This window comes from Streptomyces changchenzhani (assembly GCF_039766235.1).
GTDB lineage: Bacteria > Actinomycetota > Actinomycetes > Streptomycetales > Streptomycetaceae > Streptomyces.
In genome coordinates this window covers 696436-712117 of record NZ_JBDHNH010000001.1, presented here as the reverse complement: position 1 = coordinate 712117, position 15682 = coordinate 696436, and the positions used below count along the sequence as shown (strand labels likewise).

The following is a 15682-nucleotide window of genomic DNA, read 5'->3' as shown; positions in this document are numbered from 1 at the left end:
TTGGGTTGGGCCGGTTTCGGGGCTGGGGGCGCACGACTGCCAGCGGCCGGAGCCGCTGGCGGTGTGACTTCTCGCTTTTTTTGGGGTTTGGGGCTGTGTCAGGCCCCGGTGAGGTGGCCCTTGGGGGCCCACGTGCCTAGGGGCTGGGTTTTGCGGCGGCGGGTGGGGCGTCGGCGGGGACGTTCGCCGTTGAGGGCGACGGCGTCTGCCCAGCCGGCGAGTTTGCGCCGGTTGACGTGGGCGAGCTGGAAGGCGAGCAGGATGGTCTGGGCGGCGATGCCGCGGATGCGGCGGGTGCCGGCTGACTCGATGTGCTCGTGGAGGGGGTCTTTCCCGAAGCCGTTGATGCCCTCGACGCTGTTGCGGAGCCGGAAGTAGACGCGCTGCCAGTCCTTAGTGCCGTACTGCAGGGGCTGCCACTGGGAGGCGCCGGACTGGGGCGGGATGGTCATGCTGCGCTGTTCGCAGACGGGCGGCGGTTTTGTGGGGCTGGGGGCGGGGTCGACGAGAGGGAGGTGGATTCCGGCGCCCATGGTGCGGGGCTTGAGGGGGCACTGGACGCGGCGGGCTTCGGCGGGGCACATCATCCGGCGGTGGCCTTCGGGGTCGGCGGCTTCCTTGGGCATGAGGAGGTGGGCGGTGCGGGCGTGGATGCGTTCGATCCAGGTGGTCTTGTCGATGCGTTTGGCGAGAAGGTCGATGGTGGCGTTGACCAGAGGTGCGGGCATGGAGGGGCAGTACCAGGATCCCTCGACGAGTTGGGCTCCGCCGATGCCGTCTTGCACGCCGAGCTGGTCTTTGGCGTAGTCGTAGACGGGCAGGTAGCCCATGGCGCGGATGGGCAGCTGGAAGACTTCGGAGCGTTGGTCGTTGTAGAGGCGGTCGCCGGCGAGGTAGCCGCGTGGGTAACGGGGGTCGACGCGCTGGAGGGCTTCGACGGCGACTTGGCCGGGGCGGCGGCTGGGTTTTTCGACGGAGAAGGCGCAGATCAGGGCTGGGATGGCGGCGGGGTCGGCGGAGCCGTCTGGGAGTGGGGCTCCGTCGTGTTGGGGGTCACGGGCGACGATCAATGTGGCGTCGAAGCCGTACAGCTTTTTCTTGACCCTCTTGCTCTTGGTCTTGCCCACGGGCTTGCCGCCGTTTTTGGCCTTGGGCGGAGGCGGGGCGAGCTCTCGGAGGGCCAGGGGATCCTCGTGCCCGGCGGTGCGGACGTACCAGCCGCCGTCGGGGTCGGTGGAGGTGACGTCGCTGTCGGGGGCGAGGCCTTTCGCGTAGGTGCCGATGACGGTGGCGTCGACCACGCAGGAGCCGTCCCACGTTCCTTCGAGCAAGGGGTGGGCATGGCGCAGCGACATGCTGAGGATCTTGTTGGAGACCCGCAGCAGCAGGGTCCGTTTGCGGTCGAGGAGGTCCTTGTCGGCCCGGGCTTGCAGTTCGGCTGCGTAGGCGATGTCGATGCGGTGATTCTTGGGCAGCGGAGAGGGATCGATGGCGTCGATGACATTGTGGAAGAGACGCCGCACGACTGCGTAGAAGGCCTCGTAGCCCCGGTCGTTGTCGGGGTAGTGGGGGATGCCGAAGCGGTGGCGCATGGTGTCGCTGATGCCGAAGGCCAGCAGGTCGGCGGCGGTGCACAGGGTGACGGTCCCGGAGTGCATGGCGGAGCACAGGCACATGCCCAGCAGCAGGCCCTCGACGTTGAGGTGGCGGCGTCGCCCGGTGTGCTGTTTGACCAGGGGTGCGATCTCGCTGACCAGGTTCTCGGCGTCGAGGTCAGCCAGTACCTCCAGCACGTCGTTGTCGTCGACGACAATGCGGCGGGCGCGGAGCTTGGAGATGCTCGCGTGGCGTTCGAGCCGGCTGGTCATCACAGCCCCCTCAGGGAGGCTGCGGCCTGCTCGGCGGGCAGGTTGCGGACGTAGGGCATGACACGGTCGATGGAGCGCAGGGTGGTCAGCCCGGCCGCCGCCATCAAGGTCGGCAGGTGCATGTGGGCCTCGACCGCGTCTACGAGCCAGGTGGCACGGGCGCGGCCCATCACCAGCGGTGGGGCGCTGGGCGAGGTCTTGGTGCGTGCGATGAAATTCGTGATGGTGTTCGAGTTGCGGGAGAAGCTGCTGGGCCGGAACAGATAGCGGACCTTGTCCCCGGACGTGGACGCCCAGGAGACAGCCTCGGCAAGTACAGGGGCCCAGGTAGTGCGGCACAGCACCACTCGCGGGCGTCGGCCGCGTACCGCGACGGCTACCGCGCCGTTGGGTGCTTCGCGTACGTCGTGGGCGCGCAGCGGGATGATCTCGGGTGAGTCCAGGGCGCAGCCGAGTCCGAGGGCGAGCAACGTCAGACATCCGTAACGGAGTTCGGCGGTTGGCTGGGCGCGGGCACCGGAGTACAGATGGGCCTGTTCGGCGGGGGTGTAGGGGCGGGAGGGGTCGGATCCGGAGTAGGCGGCAGGTGCTCCGGTGACGACGTCGGGCCCGAGAAGGGCGCGGCGCAGGTGGTGGAGTCGGCCGCGGCAGTTGCCGCGCGAGGCTTCGGACAGGTGCTGGCAGCCGGTGGCGAGGTAGAGCTCGATCGCGTCGGCAGCGAGCACGTGCTCGGCGCGGGACGGCCGTCCGCACGCGTCGGCATAGGCGGCGGCGTGGGCCAGCGCTGCGATCCAGTCCCGCGCGGTCTTCGGTGTTGAGGGTTTGGCCTTGGCCACCGCGCGGCGGCAGTCCGGGCCGATCCGATCCCACACGGGACCTGGGAGTTTGGGCCGGTACTGCTCGATTGCATCCATTGCGAGTCTCCACCACGAAAGGACCCCGGGAGGGGTGCCATTCCAATTACAGTGGGTGGAGATGGTGGGCGCTGTCATGTCAGGAGGTCCGGATGGGCGACACTCGTCGCTGTGTCACAAGGAGACAAGCGGCATCGCAGACCCATTGGGTACCGGCTCAAGGGCACATGGCCGCGCGCTGTGCTCGATGACCACCACGGGGCGCAGGTCGCCCTGAACCGTTCCGGATTCGGTAGAGACTCTAGATTGTGGCTGTGACCTGCAGATTTGTCTGATGTTGGTAGTGGACGGCTTCGTATTCGGCTGGCGGGACGTGGCCTATCTCACCGTGGAGTCGGCGGTGGTTGTACCAGTCGACCCATTCGGCGGTGGCCAACTCGACGTCGCTGAGGGCCTTCCAGGGCCGCTGGGGCTTGATGAGTTCGGTTTTGTACAGCCCGATGGTCGATTCCATCAGCGCGTTGTCGAGGGCGTCGCCGACGGTGCCGATGGAGGCCGCGATCTGTTCGGACGCCAGGTGAGCGGCGAGACGGAAGCTGGTGTACTGCGAACCGGCGTCAGAGTGATGGATCAACTCCCGTGCAATGACTGGGGTGTTCGCGCGGTCGCGCTGCCACAGGCCCATTTCGAGTGCGGACAGCACGAGCGGTGTCTGCTTGTTCGTCGCGGCGGACCAGCCGATGATCCGGCGGGAGAAGGTGTCGACGACGAAGGCGACGTAGACGGTGCCGGACCAGGTGGCCACGTAGGTGAAGTCTGCGACCCAGACCCGGTTCGGGGCGCTGGCCACAAACTGCCGGCCCAGCCGGTCCGGGGCCCGCTCTGCTTCCTTGTCCGCCTTGGTGGTGACGATCTTCTTCCCGCGCACCGCTCCCGTGATGCCTTCGGCCTTCATCAGGCGCTCGACGGTGCACCGGGCCACCTGATGACCTTGCCGTTTCAGTTCGGCCCAGATCTTGCGGGCTCCGTAGACGCTGTAGTTGTCCCGGAAGATCTCCACGATCAGGAGTGCCAGTTCCGCGTCCCGCATGGCACGGGCCGACGGTGGGCGCTTCTTGTGGGCGTAGTAGGTGGACGGGTGGATGCTGCAGTCGTGCTCGGTGAGCGTCCTGCAGATCGGCTCGACTCCGCCGAAGCGGTCCCGGTGCTCGTCGATGAACGCTACGAGCGTGTGTGTGGCCGGTCGAGCTCGGCCGCGAAGAAACTTGCCGCAGCCTTGAGGATCTCGTTCGCCCGCTTCAGCTCGGCGACCTCCCTCTTCAGGGCCTTGAGCTGGGCGGATTCCTCGGTTGTGGTCCCGGTCCGGGCACCGGCGTCGACTTCTGCCTGCCGCACCCAGTTCCGCAAGGACTCCGGCCCGATGTCGAGCTTCGCTCCGATCGAGCGGATCGCCGCGGACTCGGTCTTGTACTGATCACGAGTCTCCAGGACCAGACGCACGGCCCGCTCCTTGAGCTCCTTCGGATATTGCTTCGCCATAACGCACTCGATCCTTCCAAAAGATCGAGCCTCGATCAAACCCGGAACGGTTCACCCAGGAAGTTGCCGCGCGGCTGCGCAAGGCGATCGACGCGCGTGGCTGGTCGATCGCGGAGGTCTCCCGCCGGAGCGATGTCGCGCGGCTGACCATCATGAAGGTGCTGGCTGGCGAGGTGTGGTGCGACCTGTTGACGATCGCGAACCTGGAGAAGGCGCTCGATGTGGACCTCTGGCCCGGACGTGGGCCGGGGAATCCGGCGCAGTGAATTCGCATGGGCATTCGGCTTCCTGGGAACAGGCAGGCAGGATTGGCCGAATGCCCGACACGGCTGGGTGGACCCCGGTATTGTCGAGAACGGCCTGAGGGCCAGACCGTCGCCGCAGATCCAGGGGCTAACTGGATCGTTTTGTGCGGCGGCGGTCATGAATGCGCAAAGAGCTTTACGGAGTCGGTGTCAGATGAAACTCCAGTTCATGAGCGGCCGGTAGTAGGTGTGGCTGTCGCCTTCGACCGTGATGCGTTCCAGCACCCCGCGGGCAGTCAGGCTTCGCAGGTTCGCGCGTAGGGCCTTGCGGCTGGCCTTCGCGTTGTCCGCGATCCCCAGGAGGGCGGCGACGTCCCTGGTGCCCCAGGCCCGGTCAGGGTCGGCCCCCAGGACGCTGAGGATCTCCTTCATGCGGGGCCCCCTGACGATGACAGCCTTGGCGGACGTCGGCGGAACCGGCGGCTCGGGCGTCGGGGTCTGGGTGTGATCATCTTCGTCGGGTGCGAGCCACTGGGGGGCGGAACTGTCCGGGGTTTCCAGCAGCTGGAGTGACTCGGCGCGTTCGCGTACAGATCGCAGACTCGCCAGAACCGATTGGGCCTCGTCGCGCGTGATCGCGACCGACTCCCGTTTTTCCTGCATCTGTCGCAGGGAGGCTTCGAGGCCGCTGATGGTCTCGTCGTATTCCTTCAGCAGGGCGTCGCACCGTTCGGATACGAGTTCCATCTCGTCCACGGGGCCACTCGAGAGGCTGCGAGTCGATGACTGATAAGTCATGCGGATGACGTTAGAGGGCTGGGGAGTTATCTGTCAGCCTCTTGGGAGCCCCTTCCCAAGGGGGCATTTTCGTGCCCGCTTTAATCCCATTCGATGCGATGCCAATTTTCGAGCAGCGGATATGTGTATGAATTTCGACAACTGCCAGCCCAGGCAGTGGCGTGGGCTGGGCGTCTCCCTTGAGTTGGCCTGACGGCGTCTGCGGCGGACATTGTCCCGTTGTAGCTGGTCTGACTGGCCCAAGGCAGACAGGCCAGGGTCAAGACCTCCCCGTGTGCCAGGGGGCGGCCAGATAGTCGAGTCGCTCACGCGTAATCGCTTCTGTGCCGTCGTGGATGGCCCGGATGGCGCCGCTGCGCATCAGATAAGCCAGCCGGTGGCCGCCACCGTCGGTGAGTTCATGCAGGTGCTCGGACAGGTGCGCCAGCGTGCCCGGGGCGTGCTGGCGCAGTCGAAGCATCTTTTCCACGCCGGAAACGAGGGTTCGCCACGCTTCGTCGTACGCCATGAAGCCGAGCGGGATGGGCATCAGCCGCCGGTACGGATTGCGGGTGATCTCAGAGGCAGCTCCCGCGATGACGTCGATGCCAGCGAACACGAACGTGGCGGGCGAGTGGTCGCACAGGTAGTCCAGCGCGTCGGACGCCGTCACCGCAGAGCCGGCCGGGGTGTGCAGATGATGTACCTCATCCACTAGGACCAGGCCCACGGTGGCCCCGAGTAGGGCCCCGCCCACCTGCCTGATGAGCTCGGCGGTATTCGCCCGTGCCGGTACCGGCGTGTCGAGAGCACGGGCCAGGTCCCCCAGAAGCATGCGAGGCGTCGTCGCGGGTGGCAGCCGGACCGTGATCACCCCGCCCCCCGTCGAAGGAGTTGGCCTCCGGCTCATATAGCGGTGCGCGAGCTCGGTCAAGACCGTGGTCTTTCCCGATCCTGGGGCGCCATGGAGGATCAAGCCGTAGCGGGCGTCGACTGCATGCTCGTTGAGCACGATCAGTTCCTCGGCCCGCTGGACCGCCGCCTGAACGCCCGTTGTGTAAATCGGCAGTTGCGCGTGATAGGCCACACGCACAGGATCTGGATCATCTATGGACGGCACACGCACCCGCTGGCGCCCAGACAGATTCGGCGCGGCGGCCGACAGCCGTAGGGCTGCCCTCTTCAGCTCCCCTGCCTGCAGAACAGAGCCGGTCGTCCTGGCCATGACCTTGTTCGTCGCACCATCAGAGTCGAGGAACGGCGTCGCGGTACCAACTTCCTTGCCCCCAACTGATCTTGTTGAACTCGCCCGGGTGGCCGTGGTGGCCAACGGGACAGGGATCCACCCCAGCTCGGGCGACCGCACCCAGACTTGACGCGAGTCGTACGGTTCCCAGCGCACCTCGAACGGTCCCTGGTTGCCCGATGGCGTTGCGGAACGTCTCAGCGCATTCAGCATCGTGCTGTCGTACCACCGGTTCATCAATCGCAGTCCATGGCGGCCAACGACCCGCTTCGTCGCCGGCAGCAAGGCAATGAACTCCTCGGGGGGCAGAGGGACGGCGATCCATCCAGCCTGGGCGGTCAGCTTCGTGAACCGGGCTGCTGGTGTTCGGCCGTGAGGTGTGTACGGCTGTCTCCAAGGGAAGAGATCAACTTCGGGCCATACGCGTACGGCCCAGTTGTCCACAGCTTGCTGGACTCGTTCCAACGGCCAGTCCGCACGTGATGAGAAAACGCCGACAGCATCGAGGTGCTGAGTGAGCAACGAGGCCATCCGCCTCACCATGTGTTCGGCATGGCTGCGCTCAGGTTTGTGCGGGTCGACCCGATTTCTTTGCTGGACTCGGATACCGAGTCGCAGGGATGCGTCACGAAGGCCTCCCAGCCCGGGTGACGCCGCACGGTCGACCATGATGGTCGCCGGTCTGATGATGGGCCCAGGGGGCTCTGATGAGGGGCTGGCGGGAAGCGAGCGGGCCGAGGTGGCCCAGAAGGGGCGCAGGTCCGGCGGTACACACATACGGGCCAGCAATGCCGCCCCGTCCAGGGGTACCGAACCGTCACGCAAAACAGCGGTGAGCAGGGACCCCGTGTCCACATCCACCGCGAAAACTGCGACCAGCTCGCGCCGACTGGCGCCCGATCTCGCGGATGCCTCCAGGCAGACCACGTCCACCACAACCCGTCGGCCTGGCCAGGTGTCCACACTGGGTGGGGATCCTGAGCCCGATACTCCGGGGAGGAGTCCGGAATCACGCGCCTCGGCGTACATGCGGTGGAAGGCTGATCGGGAAGGCATCACCAACTCGCTGTGAGAATCGGCCATATGAAGGCGCGATGCCACCTCGCGGCGAATCCTCTCGACACTGGCCTGCCTGTCGCCCGCACCAGACTCCACTACAGTCTGCAACGCCTGCAGAACGCGTGGATCCCACCGCCCTCCCACTCTCCCGCGGCGGCCCGAGCGACCGTCCGTCAGCCCCTCCAGGCCCTCAGCCTGGTATCGCTGACGCTTACGCCGCACAGTACGAGCAGAAGCGCCCCGCAACCCCGCGCGGGAAAGCTCCTCAGCCTTCGCCGTCTCCCGTTCGCTCAGGGTGTGGTGCGCCGGGTCGTAAGCGGGTTTGGGCTTCGCTCCAGGAGATGCGTCCGGAGGCAGCCCATGCAGCACCTCCATGACATGCCGATACCACCAGCGAGCCTGCTCATCGGCAGGACCCAGGTGCCGAAAACGTGCTTCCCCGGCCGCGGTCCTTCCCCGGTCCAGCACCACGAAGCCAGAACTCCGCACCAGATCGGCGACATCCATCTGTTGGGCAGCGCCGAAGGCGTCAACCAGAGCCAGAGAGCGTCCGTCCAGCACAGTGATCGTGCATACAAGCCCGCCGAACCGCACCCGGTCGCCGATCCCCAGCCGATCAGGCCACACTGCTCCCATCTGCCTCCACCCACCTCCAGAGAATCGGACCTCGCAGCAAGCCCTGGGTGCGGAGAGAGCAGCTACGCACCCAGGCAGACCCACTTTGCAAAGTAGGAACCATAAGTGGAGCCATCGTAAGAGAACTTGAGCAACCGAGCGGATGCAGCGGGAAGGATCGCTGGCGGCAGTCCTACCGCCGACGCGGCTGCGCTACGGCGAAGAGGGCGCCCTGCTGGAAAGAGTTCTCCAACAACCGCCCCCAGTGGCGCACAGATTCGGGCGCGGTCGGACCCTTTGTTGCTGGCTGGTGATCCTGATCTCGATGGAGTGAGCCTGCACTGGGATCCTCTGTAGGCAGACGGTTGAAGTCGGTAGTGCAGCAGGGAAGCACGGCATGGCGTCTTCTCATTCCCAGTCGAGGGTGATAGGGCCGTCCGGCAGCCAACCGTCCCAGTATCCCTCCACAATCGCGGCGAGCTCCGAGGGAGCCGTACGGACCTTGAACAGGTCTGAGTGCCTGTGAACAAACTGATCCACAAGTGAGCGTGGCGCGGACGTCTTCACCCATAACTGCCCCTATAGACAGGGCCTCTTGATAGCCCGTGAGGTGACGAAACACTCCGAGCGCAAGAGGCCCTGCCATGTCATTGAACTCCGCGTGCGAGCCCGCTGTCACGTCGTCCCCGTCATCAGCCTGCACGTGCATTGCCTGCCGATGGGGGCACGGGAGTGATCATCCGGCGCGTCCTCGCCGGTACACCTGCGACACGACGGATGAGGAATGGCAGGTCATCGCGTCGGCGATGCCCTGGCCGGCCTGGCTGGACGGCAACGGCGGGCGGCCGGAGGAGTACTGCCGTCGCCCAGGTCGTCGACGCGATCTTCTACGTCGCCGACAACGGCTGCAAGTGGCGCAACCTTCCCGGGGACTTCCCTCCCTGGCGGACCGTGCACGCGATCTTCACCCGCTGGTTCCAGGACGGTGACGTCGACGCTGTCCACAACGACCTGCGTGACCTGGTGCGACAGGCGGAAGGGCGGGAGGCGGACCCGACGGCGGCGATCATCGATTCCCAGTCCGTGCGGGCCGCGGAAACCGTTGGCGCCGACAGTCGCGGATACGACGCGGGGAAGAAGGTGGCAGGCCGGAAGCGCCACGTGATCACAGACTGTCTCGGGCTGCTCCTGGTCGTCATGGTCACCACCGCGAGTGTGCAGGACCGCGACGGCGCCAAGCCCGCCCTGTCCCACCTGCGGGAACTCTTCGAGTCGATCACCCTGGTCTGGGCCGACGGCGGGTACGCGGGCAAACTCGTCACCTGGGCCAAGGAGAAGCTCTGGCTCACTCTGGAGATCGTCAAGCGCAGTGACCTGCCCGGCTTCGTGATTCTGCCCCGCAGGTGGGTCGTGGAGCGAACTCTGTCGTGGATCTCCCAACGGCGGCGCTGCGTACGCGACTACGAACGTCTGCCCCAGCACCACGAAGCCATGGTCAAGTGGTCGATGATCATGCTGATGGCCCGCCGGGCCGCCCGAATGGATCACGCCCGGCAGGCAAAATGATCAGTTTGTTCACAGGCACTCAGGGCAGTTCACCAGAAGGTGTCCGAGCTCGTGAGGAGTCTGGCCCGTAAGCGGCCTCGACGAACTGGTGTGACGTCAGGACCTTGCGGGTGCGGCGAGTGAGTCGAGTCGGGCCCGTGTGCGTCGCGCAACCAGCGCCTGCGGGCCGTGGATATCGGTGACTGTGGCCAGGAGTTCGGCGCCGAGTCGGCGGGAGTCTGGCGTGGGGACCGCGCGCCACAGGCTGTAGACCCGCCGGGTGGCCTGGCCGGTGTCAGGGTGATCAGACCCCTGGACGGCGGCGCGCAGCCGTGCGGTGTGCAGGTACCAGCCCAGGGCAGTGCTCTCGTCGCCGGCGAGATGGGCCAGGTGGGCACGGACCTCGCGGATGTGGACGGTGTGCAGGTGGGCCTCGCCGTACTCGGCGGTGATCTCTTCGTCGAGCTGGTGGGCCAGCGCGCCAGCTTTGCCCGCGTCTCCCGCGGCGGACGCGTCGGCGATGGCGGCCAAGCGCTCGCGTACGGCCTCGGGCACCGGCGCGGGGGAGTCGGCCGCCGGGGCGGGGGAGGAGCCGGCCCAGAACAGGGGGGTGACGGTGCCCCAGGGGCGGTAGGTCGGGTCGTCGTCCACGGTTACCTCGATCGGTGTGCGCATGCGGTGGGGCCGCAGGGCGGGGTCAGATCCTCACGCCCTGCCGGCGCAGGTAGGGGATGGGGCTGATGTCGGAACCGTAGGCGGGGCTGTTGCGGATTTCGAAGTGCAGGTGCGGACCGGTGGAGTTGCCGGTGTTGCCCGACAGTCCGATGCGGGTGGGTCCTTGGAGGTTCTGTCCGGCTCTGACGGCCACCGAGGACAGGTGGGCGTACTGGCTGTACTTGCCGTCCTTGTGGCGGATGACGACCTGGTTGCCGTACGCGCCGCCCGGCCCGGCGGTGACGACGGTGCCCGGGCCCACGGCGCGTACGGAGGTGCCGACGGGCACGACGAAGTCGATGCCCGTGTGATAGCCGCTGGACCAAGAGCTGCCCGGCTGGCGGTAGGGGGTGCTGGCCGGCCCGCCGACCGGGGCGGCCCAGTCGCCGGAGGCGGCATCGTCGGCCGGGGCGGCCAGGCTGGCGGAGGTCGCCATGATGATCTTTACGTAGTTGTACGTCTGCCCTTGGGCGAATCTGGCCGGCGGCACGCCGCGGTACTCGTCCACGCGTCCCCAGCCCGCGTTGTATCCGGCCAGGGCCAGTTCGACCGGGCTGCCCCGGTAGCCGGGGTGCTTCTTCGCGGTCTTGAGCAGCTTGCACATCATGCTGCCCTGCGAGGGGATGGCGTCTTCGGGATCCCAGACGTCTTTGTTGCCGTCCTTGTTGCCGTCGATCCCCTCGGTGGCCCAGGTGCCGGGGATGAACTGGCTGATGCCGCTGGCGATCGGGTTGCCGTTGGCGTCCTTGGACTGCGCGGTGGGGTTGAAGCCGGATTCCTGCTTGATCTGTGCGGCCAGGATCGAGGGCGGCAGACCCTGGTCGCAGGCGGCCGCCGCATCCATGATCAACTGGGCGTACTGGGCGGGTACTCCGCCCTTGCCGATCCGCAGCGAGCCCGCGACGGGCACAGGTATGTTTCCCGGCTCGTCCTCATCCTCGACCGCGGCGACCAGCATCACGATGCCGAAGCCGAACGCGACAGGTGTCATCACCAACCCGGCCGCGACCAGCGCCATTCCGCGCTTGACGCTCACGCCGCCCCCCTCCTGACGCGCACTTTCTTTGCTCCCCCGAAGCAGACCCCCCGGTCCGTTACGTCAGGACAGGAGGGGCGAAAAGTGTGTGATCGTACGTGACACTATGCCATCACGGCTTACCAGTGGGACGGTTGGATAACTACTTCCCTTACGTCCCCTTGGGGAGTGTAGTGTTCGACCGCACCTCACACGTGACCATCGAGGTGCCACTAATTTGCGCTCGCGAATTTTCGGGGCGTTGTTGTGGGGGGAATGGTGGGGAAAAAGAGGGATTCTTCGCCGCCGGTTTTGCCGCAGGGGGCCCGTCTGGTGCTGCCGGTCATGGCAGCAACCGGGGGCAGCGGTCGCTCCACGGTGGCAAGCATGCTGGCCACCGGTCTGGCGGCCGCCGGGCGCACCGTCGTGGTGGACACCGGCCCGCGGCTGTCATCGCCGTGGCCGTCGTGGACCGCGGGCCAAGAAGCGGGCGGACTGGCCGCGTTGCCCGCCGACCAGGCACTGACCCGTACCCAGGTGCAGCAGGCCGCTGCGCTGCAAAGACCTGCGGCCGGCCCCGGCTGGCAGGTGCTTACCGACGGGCGCGACTGGCACAGCCCGCCGCTGCCTCTGGTGAGTGATCCGGCCGCCTGGTACCAGTTGGCGGCCATCGGCGGCTGGCAGGTCGTCATCGCCGACACCACCCACCCTGTCGCCCATGACGTGCTCGATTCCCGCTGCGCGGGCCGTACCAGCCAGACTCGCGGCTGGTGCGATCTGCCGTACGCGATCCCGGTGCTGTGCGCGGCCGCGACCTCCAGCGGCATCCAGGCGCTGCAGCAGGCCGTGATGGCCCTCAACGCCGAGGGCCTGCCGCTGCACCGCGCAGTGGCGGTCCTCGTCGCCACGACCGACGGCCGGCTGCCCGCGGTGGTGCGGGCCGGGGCGACGATGCTCACCCCCCGTACCGCCGCGGTGGTGCACCTCCCGCACGACCCGCACATTCGGGCCCACGGGCTGCGCGAACCGGCCCGGCTGCGCCCGCGTACCCGCCAGGCCGCTGCCCAGCTCGCGTCCGCCGTCCTGGCTGCGGCCTTCGCCGCCTGGGGACAGACGCTGCCCGACGCGCCTTGCCCTGCTCCCCTTTCCGCTGCCGTTCCTGCCCTTTGACGAGGTAAGTCACCCATGAGTCAGTTCCTGGACACCCTGAACACCCTGGTCGGCGATCCGCACTGGCAGGTGCTGGCCGCCGATGACGACCCGAAGAAGGGCGGCGAGATCGTCCCGGGCTTCACCCCGGCGCTGCCCGCCGATGTGAAGACCCCCGTCCAGCAGATTCTGGCGTGGGCGGCCGGCCTGGGATTGGCGGGCGCGGTCCTCGGCGGCCTGGTCGGCTGGGCCCTGGTGGCCGTCGGCCACAACACCGAGCGCGCTCAGCTTGCCGCCCGCGGCAAGCAGGGCGTGCTGTGGAGCCTGATCGGGGCGGGCGGCATCGGCGTGACGGCGTCCCTCGTGCTGACCTTCTACAACCTGACGAACGCGTGAGGCGCGGGGCACAGGGCCACGACCGCAAGGCTCTACGGGCCAAGCTGTACCTCGCCGGAATCGGCGTATTGGTCGTAGGGGCTCTGGCCGCAGGGGGTATTACCGCCATGGCCCTCCTGGACGAAGAGAATGCTCCGAGCAGCGCGAAGCCCTCGGCATCTGCCAAGCCGTCCGCGTCCAGTTCCCCCGGTAAGCCCAGCGGGAGCAAGGTCACGCCCGAGCAGGGCAAGAAGGTGACGCTCAAGTCACCCACCGGGCAAAAGGGCGGGGCGCCGACCGGATTCCCGCACGACGCCATCGGGGCGATGTCTGCGGCCGTGCACTACCAGGAGGAATACGCCTGGCTCGATGACGAGAAGGCCCGCCAGCAGCTGGAAGTCATCACCTCCCCGGACGCCACGGGCTACATCGATGAGCGGATCTCCCAGGTACGCAGTCTGCGCGAGGCCGCCAACCTGCCGCCGTCCGGGCCCATGCCCGCCGAACTGACCATCACCACCACGGTCGAAGCCATCCGCGGCCGCTCCCTGACCCCCGACGGCGACGTCGTCCAGGTCTGGATGTCCTTCGACCGTTACGCGGCTGGCCCCGACGGCACCCCGAACGACGACCCCATCAAGGGGGACACAACCGACCTGGTCCTCAAGTGGCAGGCCGGCGGCTGGAAAATCACCAACGAGCCGATGTACTGGAAGAAGCGCACCTTCCCTGTCGCCTACGACCGTGACTCGCCGTACGCCTGGCAGGACGGCTGGTGGCAGGTGCGCCATGCGGACTGACCGCGCCGCACGGCCCGCGCGCGCCCTGTGTCTGCTGCTGGTCCTGCTGTTCTGCGCTGGGTTCAGCGGCGCCGCGGCGCCGGTCGCCTATGCGGTCGACGGTCCGATCGCCGATGTCGGCCCTCCCGACCCCGAACCCAAGGAGTGGGAGCACGACACCGTCGGCCTCACCCCGGGCGGCAAGTACTGCCTGGTCGAGAAGGGCAACGGATGCAAAATGAGGCTCGGGGAGCAGCCCGGCACCACCGGCAAGTGTCAGGGGGCGGATGGGAACGTCGATCCGGAGTGCTCGGCCGCCGACCGCAAGAAGTTCGAGAAGCGCCGCTTGGAGAAGTGGCAGCGGATCACCGATACGAAGGCGGAGAACTTCGAGAAGGTCAACAAGTACATCACCGCCTGTATCGAGCGCGGTGAGCCCTTCGAGGACTGCCTGCGCGCGGGGAAGGACAAACACCCGCTTCCCGACAAGGGCCCGGCGGGCTGGGTCGCCAAGCAGTTCTCCGAACTGGCCGCGGACGCGCTGAAGGAGGCCGCCAGCTATATCGGCGAGTCCGTGGTGTGGCTGCTGGAGCGGTTCGCGGAGGTCTTCAACAAGAGCTCCACCATCGATCTGCAGAAGACCGGCATCGGGTCGATCACCGGCATCATGACCACGCTCTCGCTCGTGCTCGCCACGTTCCTGCTGCTGGTGCAGTTCGCGAAGGTCGGGATCAGTCAGAAGGGCGAGCCCGCCGCCACCGCCGTGATCGGCCTGGCCAAATGGGCCGTCATCTCCTCGGTGTACGTGGTGGCGACCCAGACTGCCCTGGGGTGGTCCGACGCCGTCTCCACCTGGATCATCAACTACACCTTCAAGGGCGGCGGCTCGGGCGAGGCCGATGCCACCGCGGCGATGCAGGAGCAGCTCGGCACCCTGTTCGGCGGTCTGATCACCGGGGGAGGGGGCGGCGCGGTCATCGGCGGCGCGCTCATCACCGGCGAGAGCGTGGCGGCCGCCGCGGTCGGCGTCATCATCGTCATCGGCATCGTGTGCATCCTGGCGATCGGCTGCCTGTGGATCGAGGTGCTGCTGCGCCAGGCCGGAATCATGATCCTGGTGGCGACGATGCCGGTCGTGCTGGCCGGACAGATGTCGGACGCCACTCAGGAATGGTGGCCCAAGGCTCGCAACGCGCTGATCGCCTTGATCTTGATGAAGCCGATGATCGTGGTCGCGTTCGCGATCGGGTTCGGGGCGATGTCTCAGGGCAAGGGCGCCCAGAACATGTTCGTCGGCCTGGTCATCTTCATCCTGGCCTGCTTCGCCTGGCCTGTCCTGGCGAAGTTCATGACGTTCTCCACCGTCGGCGGTGGCAGCTCGATCGCCTCCGGCGTGATGAGCTCGATCGGCTCCTCCGCCGGGTCGATGAGCGGCGGTTACCGCCCGGAGATGGGCGGGGCCGGTGCGGTCGGCGGCGGCAGCGGCTACACCCGTGCGCTCGAGCAGGACGCCGCCCAGACCGCGGGCAGCGGCTCGAACGCCCCGGGCGGCTCGACGTTCAACGCCTCCGGCGCCTCCTCCAAGGCGGCCAAGGCCGGCGGCAAGAGCTTCGGCTCCAAGGGCGGGTCCATCGCGTTGCCGCTGCAGGTGCTGGCGGCCGGCAAGGACACTCTGGAATCCGGGATGGCCAACACTGCCGCGCATGCCGGGCTCGACCACGGCGCGGGCGGCGGGCGCCATGTCGTCATCCCCCCGCGCGGCAGCGGCTCCTCGCAGGCGCCCCCCGAAAACGACACCGCGCCTGCCCCCGCGCCCGCATCGGCCACGGCCCCGGCGCCGTCCGGGGCCCCGGTGGAAACCCCGCCGTCCCCGCTGCCCAGCCCCCCGAAGGAGGGATAGCC

12 protein-coding genes are annotated in these 15682 nt (G+C 67.5%); 5 read left to right on the top strand and 7 right to left on the bottom strand.

What is annotated here, in order from left to right:
- Nucleotides 1–98 precede the first annotated feature (98 nt).
- The 5 genes from ABCR94_RS03455 to ABCR94_RS03435 form a co-directional block, all read right to left on the bottom strand.
- Nucleotides 99–1868, bottom strand: a complete 1770-nt coding sequence (locus tag ABCR94_RS03455) for a hypothetical protein (RefSeq protein ID WP_347117457.1) — start codon at nucleotides 1866–1868, stop codon at nucleotides 99–101.
- Complete coding sequence (locus ABCR94_RS03450) at nucleotides 1868–2782, bottom strand: hypothetical protein (RefSeq protein ID WP_347117455.1); 915 nt, start codon at nucleotides 2780–2782, stop codon at nucleotides 1868–1870. Before ABCR94_RS03450 ends, ABCR94_RS03455 begins: the two co-directional genes overlap by 1 nt.
- A gap of 241 nt (nucleotides 2783–3023) precedes the next feature.
- Nucleotides 3024–4261, bottom strand: a protein-coding gene (locus ABCR94_RS03445; protein ID WP_347117015.1) for an IS3 family transposase whose coding sequence is annotated in 2 segments (ribosomal slippage) — nucleotides 3024–3988 and nucleotides 3988–4261 — 1239 coding nt in all. Because the reading frame shifts where the segments join, the coding sequence is not laid out codon by codon here.
- A gap of 455 nt (nucleotides 4262–4716) precedes the next feature.
- On the bottom strand, nucleotides 4717–5262 hold the full coding sequence (locus ABCR94_RS03440; RefSeq protein ID WP_347117454.1) for a hypothetical protein: 546 nt from the start codon (nucleotides 5260–5262) through the stop codon (nucleotides 4717–4719).
- Nucleotides 5263–5563: 301 nt separating this feature from the next.
- On the bottom strand, nucleotides 5564–7060 hold the full coding sequence (locus ABCR94_RS03435) for an AAA family ATPase (protein ID WP_347117453.1): 1497 nt from the start codon (nucleotides 7058–7060) through the stop codon (nucleotides 5564–5566).
- Between the two features lie 1920 nt (nucleotides 7061–8980).
- Here ABCR94_RS03435 and ABCR94_RS03430 point away from each other — a divergent pair.
- The gene (locus tag ABCR94_RS03430; RefSeq protein ID WP_347117452.1) at nucleotides 8981–9769 is read left to right on the top strand and encodes an IS5 family transposase; all 789 of its coding nucleotides are present in this window, start codon (nucleotides 8981–8983) and stop codon (nucleotides 9767–9769) included.
- A gap of 96 nt (nucleotides 9770–9865) precedes the next feature.
- Here the strand turns inward: ABCR94_RS03430 and ABCR94_RS03425 are convergent, their stop codons facing one another.
- Nucleotides 9866–10423 (bottom strand): hypothetical protein, encoded by a 558-nt coding sequence (locus ABCR94_RS03425; protein ID WP_347117451.1) that lies wholly within the window; start codon nucleotides 10421–10423, stop codon nucleotides 9866–9868.
- Nucleotides 10424–10445: 22 nt separating this feature from the next.
- A complete protein-coding gene (locus tag ABCR94_RS03420) occupies nucleotides 10446–11498 on the bottom strand; it encodes a peptidoglycan DD-metalloendopeptidase family protein (protein ID WP_347117450.1) in 1053 nt (350 codons plus the stop codon).
- Nucleotides 11499–11864: 366 nt separating this feature from the next.
- On the opposite strand from ABCR94_RS03420, the gene ABCR94_RS03415 reads away from it, so the two are divergent.
- Genes ABCR94_RS03415 through ABCR94_RS03400 form a run of 4 tightly spaced genes read left to right on the top strand, consistent with a single transcriptional unit; the run spans nucleotide 11865 to nucleotide 15680 of the window.
- A complete protein-coding gene (locus ABCR94_RS03415; protein WP_347117449.1) occupies nucleotides 11865–12647 on the top strand; it encodes a hypothetical protein in 783 nt (260 codons plus the stop codon).
- 15 nt (nucleotides 12648–12662) lie between these two features.
- Nucleotides 12663–13022, top strand: coding sequence for a hypothetical protein (locus ABCR94_RS03410; RefSeq protein ID WP_347117448.1), 360 nt, complete (start codon nucleotides 12663–12665; stop codon nucleotides 13020–13022).
- Nucleotides 13019–13801, top strand: a complete 783-nt coding sequence (locus ABCR94_RS03405; protein ID WP_347117447.1) for a hypothetical protein — start codon at nucleotides 13019–13021, stop codon at nucleotides 13799–13801. Before ABCR94_RS03410 ends, ABCR94_RS03405 begins: the two co-directional genes overlap by 4 nt.
- Complete coding sequence (locus tag ABCR94_RS03400; protein WP_347117446.1) at nucleotides 13791–15680, top strand: hypothetical protein; 1890 nt, start codon at nucleotides 13791–13793, stop codon at nucleotides 15678–15680. Before ABCR94_RS03405 ends, ABCR94_RS03400 begins: the two co-directional genes overlap by 11 nt.
- Nucleotides 15681–15682 lie beyond the last annotated feature (2 nt).

Bases quoted from the DNA above. Each gene is read 5' to 3' on its own strand.
- ABCR94_RS03400 (WP_347117446.1), top strand. From the start codon at position 13,791: ATGCGGACTGACCGCGCCGCACGGCCCGCGCGCGCCCTGTGTCTGCTG.
- ABCR94_RS03425 (WP_347117451.1), bottom strand. From the start codon at position 10,423: ATGCGCACACCGATCGAGGTAACCGTGGACGACGACCCGACCTACCGC.
- ABCR94_RS03430 (WP_347117452.1), top strand. From the start codon at position 8,981: ATGAGGAATGGCAGGTCATCGCGTCGGCGATGCCCTGGCCGGCCTGGC.
- ABCR94_RS03455 (WP_347117457.1), bottom strand. From the start codon at position 1,868: ATGACCAGCCGGCTCGAACGCCACGCGAGCATCTCCAAGCTCCGCGCC.
- ABCR94_RS03415 (WP_347117449.1), top strand. From the start codon at position 11,865: ATGCTGGCCACCGGTCTGGCGGCCGCCGGGCGCACCGTCGTGGTGGAC.
- ABCR94_RS03450 (WP_347117455.1), bottom strand. From the start codon at position 2,782: ATGGATGCAATCGAGCAGTACCGGCCCAAACTCCCAGGTCCCGTGTGG.
- ABCR94_RS03435 (WP_347117453.1), bottom strand. From the start codon at position 7,060: ATGGCCTCGTTGCTCACTCAGCACCTCGATGCTGTCGGCGTTTTCTCA.
- ABCR94_RS03410 (WP_347117448.1), top strand. From the start codon at position 12,663: ATGAGTCAGTTCCTGGACACCCTGAACACCCTGGTCGGCGATCCGCAC.